The sequence below is a fragment of the Rhizobium sp. BK529 genome (assembly GCF_014194105.1).
GTDB lineage: Bacteria > Pseudomonadota > Alphaproteobacteria > Rhizobiales > Rhizobiaceae > Rhizobium.
Map to the genome: position 1 here is coordinate 449,007 of NZ_JACIAU010000005.1, position 14,311 is coordinate 463,317.

General features: G+C 59.0%; 16 protein-coding genes and 1 pseudogene. 4 read left to right on the forward strand and 13 right to left on the reverse strand.

The window, feature by feature from the left end:
• Positions 1 to 9: 9 nt before the first annotated feature.
• Positions 10 to 435 carry a cupin domain-containing protein gene (locus tag FHX08_RS27385; RefSeq protein ID WP_184328005.1) on the reverse strand — a complete coding sequence of 142 codons (426 nt, stop codon included), beginning with the start codon at positions 433 to 435 and terminating at the stop codon, positions 10 to 12.
• 90 nt (positions 436 to 525) lie between these two features.
• Here FHX08_RS27385 and FHX08_RS27390 point away from each other — a divergent pair, with 90 nt between their 5' ends.
• A complete protein-coding gene (locus FHX08_RS27390; RefSeq protein WP_132658559.1) occupies positions 526 to 1,941 on the forward strand; it encodes a PLP-dependent aminotransferase family protein in 1,416 nt (471 codons plus the stop codon).
• Positions 1,942 to 2,745: 804 nt separating this feature from the next.
• On the opposite strand, the gene FHX08_RS27400 is transcribed toward FHX08_RS27390, so the two are convergent.
• The 5 genes and pseudogenes from FHX08_RS27400 to FHX08_RS27415 all read right to left on the reverse strand — a co-directional run bounded on the left by FHX08_RS27400 (position 2,746) and on the right by FHX08_RS27415 (position 6,012).
• Positions 2,746 to 3,537 carry an SDR family NAD(P)-dependent oxidoreductase gene (locus FHX08_RS27400; RefSeq protein ID WP_184328006.1) on the reverse strand — a complete coding sequence of 264 codons (792 nt, stop codon included), beginning with the start codon at positions 3,535 to 3,537 and terminating at the stop codon, positions 2,746 to 2,748.
• A gap of 27 nt (positions 3,538 to 3,564) precedes the next feature.
• Positions 3,565 to 3,690, reverse strand: a complete 126-nt coding sequence (locus FHX08_RS32125; RefSeq protein WP_409527424.1) for an SDR family oxidoreductase — start codon at positions 3,688 to 3,690, stop codon at positions 3,565 to 3,567.
• Positions 3,654 to 4,068 (reverse strand): annotated as a pseudogene (locus FHX08_RS27405) (SDR family oxidoreductase). Before FHX08_RS27405 ends, FHX08_RS32125 begins: the two are co-directional and overlap by 37 nt.
• Positions 4,069 to 4,291: 223 nt before the next feature.
• Entirely contained in the window at positions 4,292 to 5,107 is an 816-nt protein-coding gene (locus FHX08_RS27410) for a Ku protein (protein ID WP_184328007.1), read from the reverse strand.
• A gap of 11 nt (positions 5,108 to 5,118) precedes the next feature.
• Positions 5,119 to 6,012 (reverse strand): Ku protein, encoded by an 894-nt coding sequence (locus tag FHX08_RS27415; protein WP_184328054.1) that lies wholly within the window; start codon positions 6,010 to 6,012, stop codon positions 5,119 to 5,121.
• A 77-nt stretch (positions 6,013 to 6,089) separates the two neighbouring features.
• Here FHX08_RS27415 and FHX08_RS27420 point away from each other — a divergent pair, with 77 nt between their 5' ends.
• Complete coding sequence (locus FHX08_RS27420; protein WP_132658556.1) at positions 6,090 to 6,347, forward strand: hypothetical protein; 258 nt, start codon at positions 6,090 to 6,092, stop codon at positions 6,345 to 6,347.
• Positions 6,348 to 6,646: 299 nt separating this feature from the next.
• Here the strand turns inward: FHX08_RS27420 and FHX08_RS27425 are convergent, their stop codons facing one another.
• From FHX08_RS27425 to FHX08_RS27455, 7 genes are read right to left on the reverse strand one after another with little or no spacing between them, the layout of a single operon-like run.
• Complete coding sequence (locus tag FHX08_RS27425) at positions 6,647 to 7,417, reverse strand: SDR family NAD(P)-dependent oxidoreductase (protein WP_184328008.1); 771 nt, start codon at positions 7,415 to 7,417, stop codon at positions 6,647 to 6,649.
• Between the two features lie 25 nt (positions 7,418 to 7,442).
• Positions 7,443 to 8,411, reverse strand: coding sequence for an NAD-dependent epimerase/dehydratase family protein (locus FHX08_RS27430; protein WP_184328009.1), 969 nt, complete (start codon positions 8,409 to 8,411; stop codon positions 7,443 to 7,445).
• Positions 8,408 to 9,088, reverse strand: a complete 681-nt coding sequence (locus FHX08_RS27435; RefSeq protein ID WP_132658553.1) for an amino acid ABC transporter permease — start codon at positions 9,086 to 9,088, stop codon at positions 8,408 to 8,410. Before FHX08_RS27435 ends, FHX08_RS27430 begins: the two co-directional genes overlap by 4 nt.
• Positions 9,089 to 9,097: 9 nt before the next feature.
• Complete coding sequence (locus tag FHX08_RS27440; RefSeq protein ID WP_184328010.1) at positions 9,098 to 9,769, reverse strand: amino acid ABC transporter permease; 672 nt, start codon at positions 9,767 to 9,769, stop codon at positions 9,098 to 9,100.
• Between the two features lie 57 nt (positions 9,770 to 9,826).
• Complete coding sequence (locus tag FHX08_RS27445) at positions 9,827 to 10,690, reverse strand: substrate-binding periplasmic protein (RefSeq protein ID WP_184328011.1); 864 nt, start codon at positions 10,688 to 10,690, stop codon at positions 9,827 to 9,829.
• Between the two features lie 36 nt (positions 10,691 to 10,726).
• Complete coding sequence (locus FHX08_RS27450; protein WP_184328012.1) at positions 10,727 to 11,632, reverse strand: allantoinase PuuE; 906 nt, start codon at positions 11,630 to 11,632, stop codon at positions 10,727 to 10,729.
• A 3-nt stretch (positions 11,633 to 11,635) separates the two neighbouring features.
• A complete protein-coding gene (locus FHX08_RS27455) occupies positions 11,636 to 12,115 on the reverse strand; it encodes an ureidoglycolate lyase (protein WP_184328013.1) in 480 nt (159 codons plus the stop codon).
• A gap of 191 nt (positions 12,116 to 12,306) precedes the next feature.
• On the opposite strand from FHX08_RS27455, the gene FHX08_RS27460 reads away from it, so the two are divergent.
• Positions 12,307 to 12,972, forward strand: a complete 666-nt coding sequence (locus tag FHX08_RS27460; RefSeq protein ID WP_165912007.1) for a GntR family transcriptional regulator — start codon at positions 12,307 to 12,309, stop codon at positions 12,970 to 12,972.
• A gap of 861 nt (positions 12,973 to 13,833) precedes the next feature.
• The gene (locus FHX08_RS27465; RefSeq protein ID WP_281412397.1) at positions 13,834 to 14,226 is read left to right on the forward strand and encodes an amidohydrolase family protein; all 393 of its coding nucleotides are present in this window, start codon (positions 13,834 to 13,836) and stop codon (positions 14,224 to 14,226) included.
• The last annotated feature ends 85 nt before the right edge of the window (positions 14,227 to 14,311 follow it).

The following is a 14,311-nucleotide window of genomic DNA, read 5'->3' on the forward strand; positions in this document are numbered from 1 at the left end:
CGCTTCTCCTTAGTTCTGCTTCACGGGGAAAGTGAGCTTTGTTTCGGTGGTATCGGTGACGAAGACGGCAAGCAGCTTGGCTGGCTTCGTCGAGCTCGCGTTGCGGCTGATGGAATGGACGGCGCCAGGTGGCTCTGACCAGCCTTCTCCGGTTTTGTAGATGCGAGCCGGCCCGTCGTTGACCTTCGACTCAACCTCGCCGGAAAGGACATAGGCATAGATGAAGGCCGACCTGGCGTGGGTATGTGGCTGGGAGGCCGCACCAGGCTCGTAGTCGACTTCGACTGCGACAAGCGACTTGCCCGGTACGGTGGGAATTGCCTCGCGTAGCTTCGGAATCACGGTTTCGGATCGCGGATCATGAGCCAACGCTGGCGAAGCGATGATACAGGAAAGTGCCGCGAAGGCGGCGGGCAACGGGTTGTTCATCTTCATCGATGTGCTCCTTTCGATGAACTCAAGATGCCGCTTCCGTGGCACAAGAAAAAGAACCAAGAACTCAGACAAACAGTGTACTATGAACCCATGATGACCAAACTTAACCTGTCCATCGACCGCTCCGCACGTACTTCGCTTTCGGAACAGATCCGTTCCGGAATCAGGAAGGCGATCGAGGACGGTGTATTGGAACAGGGAGTCCGGCTGCCTTCGTGGCAGGACTTGGCAGCCGAGCTCGGCGTGGCGCGCGGAACCGTCCGCGCCGCCTATGACAAGCTCGCCGCCGCGCAGCTGATCGAGGCATCAAGGGCGGCTGGCACGCGCGTGGCGCGACGGCCGGGTCCCGTTGCAGGCGGCCAGATGCGGGTGGATCCCGGTACTTTTATGCAAATGTATCTGGACATGACGCAGGGACCTGCGTTCTTTCAAATGGGCGTGCCTGCGACCGACATCTTTCCAGCAACATTGTTCGCCCGTCTGCACGGCCAGGCCGTGCGTACTGGGGCGAGCGCGCCGCTGCTCTACCCGGATCCGCGTGGGGAGCTAGACCTGAGACGCGAGATCGCCTCCTTTCTGGCGATAGCCCGTGGGATGAACTGTTCGCCGGATCAGGTGATAGTGACCAACGGATATGCCGCAGGTCTGGGGCTTGCGCTCGGCACGCTAAAGCTTGCGGGGCATACCGCTTGGCTGGAAGAGCCTAGCTTTCCTTGGTCGAGAAGAGGCGTCGAGCTGGCCGGTCTCTCAGTAGCGCCGATCCCGGTCGATGCGCAGGGTATCAACGTTGAGCACGGCATGGCCTCGTGCCCCGGCGCGAAGCTTGCAGTTGTCACGCCGGGGCAGCAGGCGCCGCTAGGCCACACCTTGTCGCTCGAACGACGCCTGCTTCTGCTCGACTGGGCAGCCGCAAATGATGGATGGGTTGTGGAAGATGACTACCTGAGCGAACTGCAGCTGAGGGGGAGAGCCGCCCCCGCGCTTGCCTCTCTGGATCGCGCCGGGCGTGTCATCCATATCGGGTCCTTCAGCAAAACGATAAGTCCGGCGCTCCGGCTCGGCTTCGTCATCGCGCCTCCTGCGCTCGTGCCTCTGTTTGCGGAGACGGCAGCCTGCCTCATGCCAGCGCCAGGTCCCGCAGTGCAGATCGCTGTCGCGGCGTTCATCAGGGATGGGCACTACCTGAGGCACATACGCCGCACGAAGCGGCTCTATGCATCCCGACAGCAGGCGGTGCTCGCTTCCCTGCCAGCTTCCGACAGCGTCACAGAGGTTGCGACGCCGGGCCTCGCGGTCCTACTAAAGCTGCGGAACGATATCTCCGACGTGGCGGTGGTGAGTGAGGCTCTCACGCTGGGTCTTTTCCCAGCCCCGCTTTCGCCCTGGTATTCTTCACCAGAGAACGCCCAGTCGGGACTCCTGCTCGGCGTAGCGACAGCGCCTCAGAAGAACCTGGCGGAAGCTTGTCGCCGGCTTCTAAGCTTGGCAGACCGGAAGCGGAGTTAAATCACGCCCCGCGTGGACGATTAACCTGCTCCCGTTTGCTGGCGGTGTCTCACGCCGCCCTCCGCAAGCGATATCGAGCAGGCTCTACCGCCAGCCGCGAAAACCGCGCTCTTTCTGGCAGCATGCCGAATCCGCAGTTTAACGTGATCGTCTCGAAGACTGCTGCCTTCGAGCATGTTGCTCGCGGCCTCGATCCTCGCCCGTTCCGCATATTCATGCGGGTTGCGGCCTGTAGCCTGCACGAAGTGCCGGGCACAGGCTTCGGGTGCTCATGCCGACCCAGTTTGCGAGAGACTCGAGAGTGTGCCGCTCGCGCGGATGTACCACCGTGTGCTGCTGGATATTTGCGATCGGCGAGCTCGGATTCGACGTAGGCCCTGAGGATGGGCTGAACGGAGACCGGCCCATTGGATTGCGCCACAACGACTAGCCGCTTCGCAACTGCCAACGCCACGTCCCTCCCATGTGCCTCCGCGACCGGTGTGAGGGCGAGATCTATGCCCGCAGCTTGGCCGGCGGAGGTGACGAGACGGCCATCGTGCTGCCATCCTTCCTGTCCCTGGCATTGGCCGCAAATATCCCGATAGCCGACACTGCCAACCGGGCGTTCGAGGCAATGCGCATCGTTGACGTGTTTGAGGAAGATCGAAACGATTACGACCAGAAGCGATCGAGCCGGTTCGGCGCTTCCCGTCCATGACCTCTTTCAACAAAAATCCGTTCCCGACGCGCGGGAACGGACCGAAGCCTCCGTCGGTTCACCTTGCGGGGATTTTTCGCCGCTCTGATTCAGGCTCCTACTCCTTAAAGGGTATCGATCAGGCCGCCATCCACCCGCATCGAAGCGCCCGTCGTGGCCGATGCCAATGGTGATGCCAAGTAAGTCACGAGGTTCGCGATCTCCTCGACGCTGGCGGCGCGTTGAATGAGGGAACTGCTCCGGTGCTGCTTGACGAAGTCGGCAGCGACCTCCTCGATCGATTTTCCGGTCCTTTCCCGCTCGTCGGCAAGCATAGCCTCGACGCCTTCAGATAAGGTAGGGCCAGGAAGAACGGAGTTCACGGTCACCCCTGTACCCGCCATGCGCTTGGCAAGTCCGCGGGCGACGGCGATATCGGCCGTCTTGCTGACGCCGTAGTGGATCATCTCCACCGGGATGTTGAACCCGGATTCCGAGGCGATGAAAATGACGCGTCCCCAGTTTGCCCTCTGCATTCCGGCCAGATAAGCCCGCGACAATCGCACGGCAGACATGACGTTCACCTGCCAGTGCCGGTCCCAAACTTCGTCCGTGGTGTCGAAAAAATCGCCCGGCTGAAAGATCCCTGCATTGTTGATGAGGATGTCCACATGCGGCAGCTTTGCGACGAGTTCAGCGCACCCGTCGGCGGTGGCGAGATCAGCGGCAATCGCAGTGACACTGCCCTTGGCACCCTCTCTTTGCAGCCGTTCGGCAGCTTTGGCGGTCTTGTCCTCGGACCTGCCGTTGACGACGACGTTCGCGCCGGCTCTGGCGAGTTGACCGGCAATCGCATAGCCGATGCCCTCCGTTGACCCCGTTACCAGGGCGGTCTTTCCTTTGAGATCAATCTGCATGTTCTGCTCCTTGAAGTTGGACACCGATTAAAGGTTGCTCATGCCGCCGTCGATGACGAGCTCGCTACCGACGATATAGGCAGCTTCGTCGGATGCGAAGAATACGACCGTCTTTGCTACCTCCGACACGTCCCCAAACCGGCCGACAGGTATCTGCTTCTGGACATTGCCTTCATCTCCGCTTCCGACATGCCGAGCTTCCCGTAGAGTGGCGTCGCGATCGGTCCGGGGCTGACGGCGTTGACGCGAATACCCCGGCCGACCAGCTCGCCCGACTTGGGCGTTGATCGACGTGTTCAGTACGATCGAGGCGCTCTTAGAGAAGATTGGGATCAGAGCCTGGATCAGGAAGTACGGGCCTTTCACATTCGTCGCGAACGATCTGTCGAAGTCTGCTTCGGACCAGCTTTCGACCGGGCCGAATTGAGCGACGCCGGCATTCACGAACAGGATGTCGAGATGACCCAATGCATTGCGTCGGTTAATTGTGCGGACGATGAATCGCACCCAGCGCTCGCGCAAGAGCCACATTCTCGACCACCTTTGAGATAGCGCGAACTGTCAATACAACGATACACGGATGTCGAAGTTTGAATTGAAACACAGAGCGTGAAAAAAGGCTCTCCACGAGAGCGCTCGGAGCGCCCGACAGAGCGTCGGAGTGTATTGCATCAATCCCAACGACTGCCGATCATGATAAATAAATTCATCGGCCGAATTCAATGACGCTTTCGGGGGGAAGGCGGCTTTTCGTTCATGGTCCTTTCCTGGCCTTCCAATCCGCAGCGACGCTCTTCTTGAGGGCATCCATGATGTTGATCACGTTGGACGGCTTATCGCCTTCGTCCGATTTCGCTTTCGGCCCCTTGCTCGGTTTCAGAGATTTTTTCTTGGAGGCTATGAGCTTGAGCAGATTTTCCTGAATTGGATCACGCACCATGTCGGGCGACCATTTAACGATCCTTGGCTTGATCATCTTTGTGATCGCGGCAACGATCTTGGGATCGGCCTTCTTTTGGATAGTCTCGAAATACTCGCCTTCGGGACGGACCTCGTCGCCGAAGCGCAGGGTCCAGGCAACGATGCCATCACCGCGCGGTTCCAGGACGATAGCCCGTTCGCGCCTGCCGATAACCACCCGTGATATACCGAGGACGTCCTCCGTCTTCATGGCATCGCGGATCACCGCGAACGCCTCGTTGCCGATCTTCTCGTTCGGCACGAGGTAGTGGGGCGTTTCCAGGTAAATCCATTCGATACTGTCGCGCGGAACGAACTTTTCGATATCGATCGTGCGTACGGTCTCGAGTTCAACACTCTCGAGGTCCTCGTCCGTCAGGAGAACGTAGTCGTTCTCGCCGCGCTCGTAGCCCTTGGCTTCGTTCTCGTCCTTCACGGGTTTGCCGGTAACGGAGTCGACATACCGCGATACGACCCGGTTTCCCGTCTCTTTGTTGAGAGTATGGAAGCGAACCTTTTCGCTTTCCGAGGTGGCCGGGCTCATCGCGACCGGACACGTGACCAGCGACAGCTTCAGATAGCCTTTCCAGTAGGGTCGACGGGGTGCCATGTGAACTCTCCCTAGCTGGCTTTACGATGGGTGGTTTTTGCAGGAGATTTGGCGGCAGGTACCTTCTTGGGTTTCTTGCCGTTGGCGTTGGCGGCCTTCGCCTTTGTTCTCGTCGAAGATTCTGCGCCTCCCATGCCGGCGCTCTCGCGCAGGGCCTTCAGGAGATCATTGGGTTTGGAGACAGTGACGGGCTTGGGCTTGGGAAGCGACTTTCCTTCGGCCTTTGCCTTCACCAGTTCGGCAAGCGCGGTCTCGTAGCGATCATCGAATGTGGCAGGATCGAATTCGCCCTTCTTCGTACCGATGATGTGCTTGGCAAGATCGAGCATCTCGCCTTCGATCTTGATATCCGGCACGTCCGTGAAAGCCTCGTCTGAGGAACGAACCTCGTAATCGAAATTGAGCGTTGTGGCGATGATCCCGCGGCCGTGAGCCCTGATCAGGACGGTGCGCATGCGTCGAAACAAAACTGTGCGGGCGATCGCGGTCACACTCGCCTTTGCTAGCGCCTCGCGGACGGCGGCAAACGCCTCTTCGGAGACCTCGTCGCTCGGCACCAGATAGTAGGGTTTGTCGAAATAGACGTCATCGACGTCGGCGCAGGGGAGGAAGGCTTCGACATCGAGCATCTTGTCGGATTCCGGAATGACTGCGGTCACTTCTTCGGGATCGATCATGATGTACTGGCCATCGTTGACTTCGAAGCCCTTGACCTGATCCTCGCGCTCGACGGTCTTTCCGGTTTCGCTATCGACGAATTCGCGGCGCACGCGATTGCCGGTCGCCTTGTTGATCGTGTGAAACGTGATGCGGTCGGACGTCGAAGCGGCCGTGTATAATCCCACACCGCAGCTGATCTCGCCGATCTTGAGATGCCCTTTCCACTGTGCGCGATGAGCGGCCATGTGTTCGATCTCCATGTGGAACTTTCTGATCAACTGTCTGTTAAGGCTTTCGTTCCGCAAGCCATCGGAGAATGCATTTGGCCCAGTATTTTGACGAGTATGCAGAAGACGCAATAGAACCCGAGGGTAGCGTGGTCCTCAACGCGACGATGGGTTGGTTTGCCTTCTATGAAGTTCCATATGACGAAAGCGCCGCAGACCTTATCTGCGAAACAGCGATCCGTCTTCGTCGCCAAGGTTACAGTGGACCGGAAATGGTCGATGCCCTGATCCAGATGTACCTTGGATTGCCGGGCACGAGGGTGAACGCACCGTCATCGACGTCGTGTCATTAAGTCTTACTGCGACCACACGACGAATGGACCCCGCAGGAGATCCGAAACGACATTCAGCCAAGTGTCGGCTATCGCCGAATGTCTCTCAAATATTGGGGTCGGGCCCTCCGTCGTCGCTGTTAGCGTGTGCGACCGGCCGATTTGCCTGCGTGCCGATCCAGGCCCCCACACGGGTCGATCGGTGAGTATCCGGTTGCCTCCAGTAAATGTCTGCGACAGGGCGGCTTTCGGGGTGCGCACCCTTTGCTCCGCTGGGAAGGTAGATCAAAATGAGGCGGCACGATCCGGTCGCTCGCGCTTTATGCCGCCATCCAGCCGCCATCCACCAGCAAGTTATGGCCAGTAATATAGGTTGAATCACTGCAGGCCAAAAAGAGGGCCGCTTTGGCAACATCCTCAGGGGTCCCCAGACGCGGCATGGGCGTTCGGCTGCGCGAATATTCAAGCGTCTCGGGAAGGACGGCTCGACCGCCCTTGCCAGTCAGGATTTTACCGGGTGCAACTGCGTTACAGAGAATGTTCTGCGCCGCATAGTCGGCGGCAATCTGCTTCGTCATGTAGACGAGGCCTGCCTTACTTACCCCGTAGGCGAAGTCGCCCGGTGCCGAGATCATGCCGTGTTGGGACGAGATATTGACGATCCTGCCGCGGGCCTCATCGATGATATCTTGCTGGAGCATGAACCGAACCGCTTGACGGCTGCAGAGGAAGGCGCCTTTCAGATTGACGTCCATGACGCGATCCCAGTCCGCTTCCTCCGTCTCGGCAAGCGGTGACGGAGCATGAATGGCGGCGTTGTTGACAAGTACGTCAAGCCTGCCGAAGCGGGCTTGCGCCTCCTTGAAAACACGCTCTACGTCATCGGACCTCGCGATATCGGCTTGCAGAAACATCGCGTCCGAGCCAATCGTCTCCAGTACCTCGATAACGGGCCTGCCGCCCTCGACGACATCGGCCGATATGTCGACAGCGACGATATTTGCACCTTCCGCCATGAAACGAACAGCGATCGCGCGCCCAATTCCGGAGGAAGCGCCGGTGATGATGACAGTCTTGTTCTTCAGGCGCATGACCTTCTCTGATCTCCCACGTGTTCTACCCGTTCACGGCTGCCAGCCATTTGAGATAATCATCTGCGGCCAAAGGTCCGGAAAAGCCCGGCCGGAACCCCGTATCCGCTTCGAGCCGTTCGATGCTGAGAGCAGCGCGATCAGCCGCAAGGCCGAATGTCAAGTTGGGTACGTCGTCTCTGCCGGCGATTTTCCAGCCACATGCGACGTGCAGCGATTGCAAGTTTTTGCACCAGTCCGCAACACTGCTCATCACGCCACCACCGAGATTGTAGATGGTATGATTCAACCTTGGAGCCGCCAGAATGGCGGCAAATCCCGCACCCGCGTCGCGGCTATAAAGCCAGTCGCCCTTCAGCGCCCGCGGTAGAATAACGTCGTGGCCCCGCCGCCAGAGATCGACGACCTGGCCATGTGGGCTCAAGATCGGACGCAGCCCCGTCTTATATTCCCAGGGACCGTAGACGGGACCAAGGCGGACGATCGTCAGATCGATTTCGTAGAGATCTGCCAGCCGTGTTGCCGTTGCTTCGGCAGCCAGTTTCGTGATTCCGTAGAGGCTTGCTGGAGAAGGTATGAATGTGCCTTCTTCAAAGGTTCCGCTTTCAGGCGCGGCGTGTCCATAGACGGCGACGCTGCTTGCGAGGATGAGCCGCGGCCGCGGTGAAATGCGCGCCATTGACCGCATGAGGTCGGCTGTCCCGGCGACATTGACGGCGATCACAGCGGCCGGATCGCTCATCTCCGCTTGGCGGTCGGGTGTGACTGCGGCCAGATGGATGACGGCCCGCATCTCCACTGATTGAAAGACCCGGTCGAGATCGGCTGGGCTGGTAATGTCTCCTGCCATGAACGGTGCATGGCCGATTTGCCCGGCAAACCGGGCGGGCGCGGCTGCTCGACCAAAAAGCATCACGTCGTGCCCTGCCTGTTTCAAGGCTTCGGTAACTGCCAGGCCGACGAAACCCGTGCCGCCGGTGATGAGGACGTTCATCTCTGATTGCTCCCGATGATGGCGCGCCTCTCCATTCGGGATACCCAGTGCGAGAACGGCCATAACATGATGAAGAAGATGACGGCGGCCGCTGTCAGCGGCGTCGGATTATAGGTCTGCTCCTGTGCGACACGCGCCGACCGAAGCAATTCAGGCAATGCCACCATCGAGGCGATCGAGGTTGTCTTGATAAGCTCCAGGGAATTGCTTGCCAGCGGTGCCAAAACCTTCTTGAGAACCTGAGGCAGGATGACAAGCATCATCGTATGGAACCGATGGAGGCCAAGTGCCGCCGCCGCTTCGTGTTGCCCCCGCGGGATTGATTGAAGGCCCGCCCGGAATATCTCGCCGAAATAGCCGGTGTTGTTGATCACAAGTGCCACGACAACCGCGGTGAAGTTGCCGAGTGTCAGCCCGAAGAATGGCAAGCTGTAAAAGATGAGGATCAGCAGGACGAGGACAGGAAAGGATCGCAAGAGATCGATGAGCATGACGGCCAGCCGGCGAACCCACTGATTGCCAAAGCTGTAGATTATCGCCACGCCGAGACCGGAAAGTACGGACAGGGGCAGCGAGACGAGCGCCAGCAGGACAGTCAGTTCAAGTCCCTGCAGCAGCAACGGGTAGATCTGCAGAACGGCTTGAAAGCTCACGAAATTCTGAAGGAAGAGATCCATGGCTGCCCCTCAATGCGAATGTGCGTATCGCTTTTCCATGACCCTGCTCAGAAAGACGAGGGGGATGAAGAAAACGAGATAGAAGGCTGCGGCGAGGGTGAGCGGCGATGGATTAGCGTAGATAGACATTGCGCTCTGTGCGCTGCCGAGCGCCTCCGGCAGGGAGACGGCCGCACCGAGCGCGGTCCCCTTGGTGATGGCGATCGATCGGTTTGTGACCAGTGGGATCGCAAGCCGGATGGACTGCGGCAGAATGATCAGTCGAAGTGTCAGCACACGCGAAATACCAAGCGCTGACGCTGCCTCCCACTGACCCTTCGATACGGCCATGATCGTCGCCCAGAAGATTTCCGCGGAAAATGCCGCGAGCACCGCTGCGAGAGCGAGGGCGGTTGCGACGAACGGCGAGAAGGTAAGACCCAGATAGGGCAGCCCGAAATAGATGAAGATGATAATGACAAGCTGCGGAAGCGTTCGGAACAGCTCGACATAGACGGTTACGAGCCCATTGAGCAGACGGTTGTTGGTACAACGCAGCAGCGCAAATAGCAGCCCGGTCGAAACGCCGATGACGATGACGCAGACAGCGACTTCGACCGTAATGATGAAGCCGCCGAACACGTCCGGGAGGGCTTGAGCGATGACCGGGCCGTTGAAATAGTTCTCGAGTATCTGATCCATATAACCACCCTCGCCGGGAAACACGGTGCGGCAGTGCCGCGCCGGATCTGAACAGGGTTAGGTGCAGGCGAGATCGTGAGGCTTGTCGTCATAGCCCTTGAAGCCCGGCGCCCCGTAGCCAGCGTAAACGGTGGTCAAGGCGGTGCCCTCGGCAGCCTTCTCGCCGTACCATTTCTCGTAGAGCTTCGCCAGCGTGCCATCCTGCTTCAGGCATTCGATCGCGCTCTCGACCTTGTCACGATAGGCCTCGTCGCCATAGCGGAAAGCATAACCGAAGTTTCTGCCGTTGAAATCCTTGAAGCCGACCTCGATTGCAGGGTTCTTGCTCGCTGCGTAAACCGTTGTCGGGATTTCGTTCAGCGCCGTGAAGGCGCGGTGGGTGATGACGGCCTGAACCGAATCCGGGAAGGTCTCGTAGCGCTGCACTTCGAAGCCATATTTGTCGGCGTTCTGCGTCGCCCAAGTATCGGAGATCGTGCCGCGATTGACCGCCAATACCTGGCCCTTCAGTCCATCGAGGGACTCCAGCTTTTCACCTTTCCTGACGAGAAAGCCGTTGCCCGTCGCAAAGAAGGGCTCGGTATAAAGCATCTTTTCCGAGCGCTCCTGCGTGATGTTGAGCGGATTGACCGTGAATTCGATACGTTTGGAAAACAGCGCGGCGAAAAGGCCGGAGAAGTTGATATCCTGGACGTCGACGGACGGACGGCCGATTTTCTTGGCGATGGCAGTGATAAGATCGACGCCGAAACCCTCTGGTCCAGCCGCCCCGCGTACCATCCATGGGGCGACGCCGAAGTCTGAGCCGACGACCAGCGGCTGATCCTGCGGGTGATCGTCGGCAAAGGCGGCAGCACCCGGCAGTCCGAAGCTTGCGAGTGCGGCCAGAAGTGCGACTGAGCTCGTTGATTTTTTTTTCATTGCATTCCCCTTTTCTATTGCTGGCGTTGATGATGATTACGGCTGATGGTGCTGGTGCCAGTGTCTGGCAATGTCGCCGCGGCGACACACCCAAACGCCATCGTGGCGTGAGACATGATCGAGGAAACGCTGCAGCCCGGCAGCGCGTCCGGGATGCCCTGCGATCCGCAAATGAAGTCCCACCGACATCATTTTTGGCGTCTGCTTGCCTTCCGCATAAAGAAAATCGAAGGCGTCACGCAGAAACTGGAAGAATTGCTCGGCGGTCGCCATGGCCCCGCGCATGAATTTGGCGTCATTGTTGGTGAGACTATAGGGAACGACCAAATGATGCTGATCGCCGACCCTTACCCAATAGGGCAGTTCATCATTGTAAGCGTCGCTGTCGTACGAGAACCCACCGTGCTCGACCAGAAGATTACGGGTGTTGACGCTCGGGCCATACCGGCAATACCAGCCTTCCGGTACGCTGCCGATCGAGGACTGAATGCTGCGGACAGTTCGGGAAATCCGCTCGCGCTCTTCTTCGAGGGAAAGTCCGCGATGCTGCTCCCAGCGCCAACCATGCGCGCAGACGTCGAATTGGCTCGAGCGAAGATAGTGGCTGATTTCAGGATTTCGCTCGAGCGCGAGGGCGCATGCCATGACAGTGGCTGGGAGGCCGCGCTCGTCCAGTAACCGTGACAGACGCCAGAACCCGACGCGGCTGCCATACTCGAACATTGATTCAGCCGCGAGGTCGCGACCTGGAAACGAGCCTGAGCCTCCTTCGGTCAGCGCTGCCTCACTTGTGGCATCTCCATCAATGACGGATGGCTCTGCCCCTTCTTCGACGTTGAGGACGAGATTGAGTGCTAAGCGTGCTCCGTCAGGCCATCTCGGATCGTAGCCTTTGGCCCCGTAACCGATAAAATTCCGCGTCAGGTGTTCGCTCGGTACCATCTGCTATGCCTCCGGATCGATGGCGAGCGGTATCGGCAGTTCATAGAACTCGTCATTCGCCGCCTTGTCGGTAATCCCCATCGTCACGAAAAATTCAGCTGGGGCGGTGAGGGCAGAAAGTGGAGCGTGCCAGACATTGCGTCTGTAGATCACCCCCTGACCGGGGCTCGCAATATAAGCGTTGAGGCGGTCCAGGTCGGGGCCGCCATCCGGGTTGTCCGGGCAGGCAACCACCAGGAAACTTGTGTCGCGAAGCGGAACGAAAGCCTGGTCCGAAAAGGGATGACGTTCGAGGAATTTGATCCGCGCAGGAAGAGTTGTCGCTTCGACGACCTTCGATACCCAGAACGCCCGCCGCATGTCATCATGTTCGGCCGTGAAGTCGATCGAGAGCGCGCGTCGACGCTGATCACCCTGATGCTCGATGACATCGCCGTATTTCGTAAAACCAGCCTGGTTAAGCGGTTGAAGGGTCCTGTTCACGTCGTCTCCATCTAAATCCCACTGGGATACCAACGGGGCACGGTGCGAAACTAGCGATAAAAAAATGACTTTGTAAAGCGGTAATCCCGCACCCATCCTCATAACAAACCAGCGGGACCCCGCTGGGATTGCTTGAGACTTGTTGATCGTCTATGAGGGAAGTCGGCGGGAAAAACTCTCAAGGATTGAGTGTGGCGGAAGAGACAACCATCACCACTGGCAAAGATCAGACCAAAATCTCGGAACAGGCCTATCAATATCTGAGAAGCCTTATTCTGGCCCGTGAGCTTGGTCCCGGCGATGTGTTCACCGAACGCAAGCTTGCCGAACAGATCAAGGCGTCGCGAACGCCGCTTCGGGCGGCGATCAATCGGCTTGTGGGCGAAGGCCTTGTCTCGCGTCTATCGAATGGCAGCATCGTCATCAAGCAGGTGGCGATCGAAGAGCTGATGGAAATCCTCGTAATCCGCCGTCTGCTCGAAGGCGAAGCTGCCGCGCAGGCAGCCCATCGCAGCACTCCCGGCAGTGTCGATGCGATCCTGGAAAAGAGCCGGGCGATTGTCGCCGATCCGAGTTTGGAATTCGACCCGTTTTGGGAGTATGACGACGAATTTCATCTGTTCATCGCCAATGCCAGCGGCAAACCGATGTTGGCGCAATATATCCGCAATCTGCGCGACAAGGCGCGCATGGCTCATGTCGTGCGCATGGAAAAGAATTTCGAGCAGCAGGCGCGCGAGCATATCGCCGTCTTGCAGGCAGTCGCCGACAAGAAGCCGGACGAGGCGCGCCAGGCAATGTCGGACCATATCGACCGTGTTCGGGAGCGCTTCATGCGCTGGCTCTTTACGGATTGATGCGATCAGGGGACTAACCTCTTGGTCGGGAGATTGAGAAATCCTGACGTGATCTGATTGCGCATAGTGATCCCTTTTGAGATCGCCATTACTGCCCGCATAGGCATGCAGAGTGGCCAGATGCTCGATCCGGGTCTCGCCGGCGCGGCAGCTTTCCGACATTGTGGGTGCGCAACAGCCGGCAGACCGTTAGGGCTGATCGCTCAAGCCACCGATTTGCGCAGGATCTCGCGACGAGCGCATGCAGCTCGTCGTCGAGTCGCGCTGTTCATTCTCTCGATCCGGTCAATCAGCTCGGGACGTCGATCGCTCGCACTCTTTCCAGCTGCGAAATAGGCGGGCCTGCGTTTCAGCGACCCGGCGAAATTGTATCAGCTGCGCAAAATCCTCCAGGCCAAGGCGGGTTACGGTCAGGAAGCCATCCCGGGGGCGGTCCGTAAGCCCTTTGCCGACCAAGCGGGACAGGGTGGCGCGGATCGGTGTCCATGGGAACCTCCAACCTCGCCGCCAGGGCTCGCTCTTCCAGGATCGCTCGCAATTGCAATCCGCGGTTTCGATTGGCGACAAATTGTGGTCGCAGGCCACACGGACAACCTGCTGGCATCGGTACTCGCGCGTCCCTTCCTCTCGATCCCCTCAGTTCGTGAGCGACTGCTCGCTGATTTGCCGATTGACTCCGTCAAATGGCCGCTGGTACGGTATTTGAGTGGGATACCATCGGGATTGTGGGGGGATTCCCACAAGAACCAAAAGGGGAATGAGAATCTCAAGGAAAGATGCGCAATGGAATGAATGCGACCTTCGACAAGGTTCCCTATGGACTTCCTAGTCTGGAAACCCGGCTGCCGCTGTTGTTTTCCGATGGGGGTGTCGAATGGCCGGTTGTCTCTGCGCGATTTCGTGCGCGTTACCGCAGAGCGGCCAGCCGAGCTCTACGGCCTTCGGGGTCGCAAGGGCGTCCTGGCACCCGGCGCCGACGCAGACATGGTGATCTGCGATGAGGCGAAACGCGTGCGGATCTCCACCGAAACGCTGCACGATGAACTGGATTACACGCCCTATGAGGGGATGGTGGTCGAGGGGCGGCCACAGACGACCATCTCGCGCGGCGAGATCCCGTGTCACGACGGAAGACTGCTAGCCCAGCCTGACTGCGGTCGCCTGATAGCCTGCGACCGGCCGAATGCCGCGCGCACGAGCGGCAAGCCGGTCACCGGCTACGATGTGACGCAAAACCGACTGATCATGCGGTGACGGTGGGTCGGCGGTGTTTTCGCTTGATCGCCTGGGGCCGCTACCGCGGGCCAGCAGAAGCAGGGAAAGCGGATGTTTGGAGTTC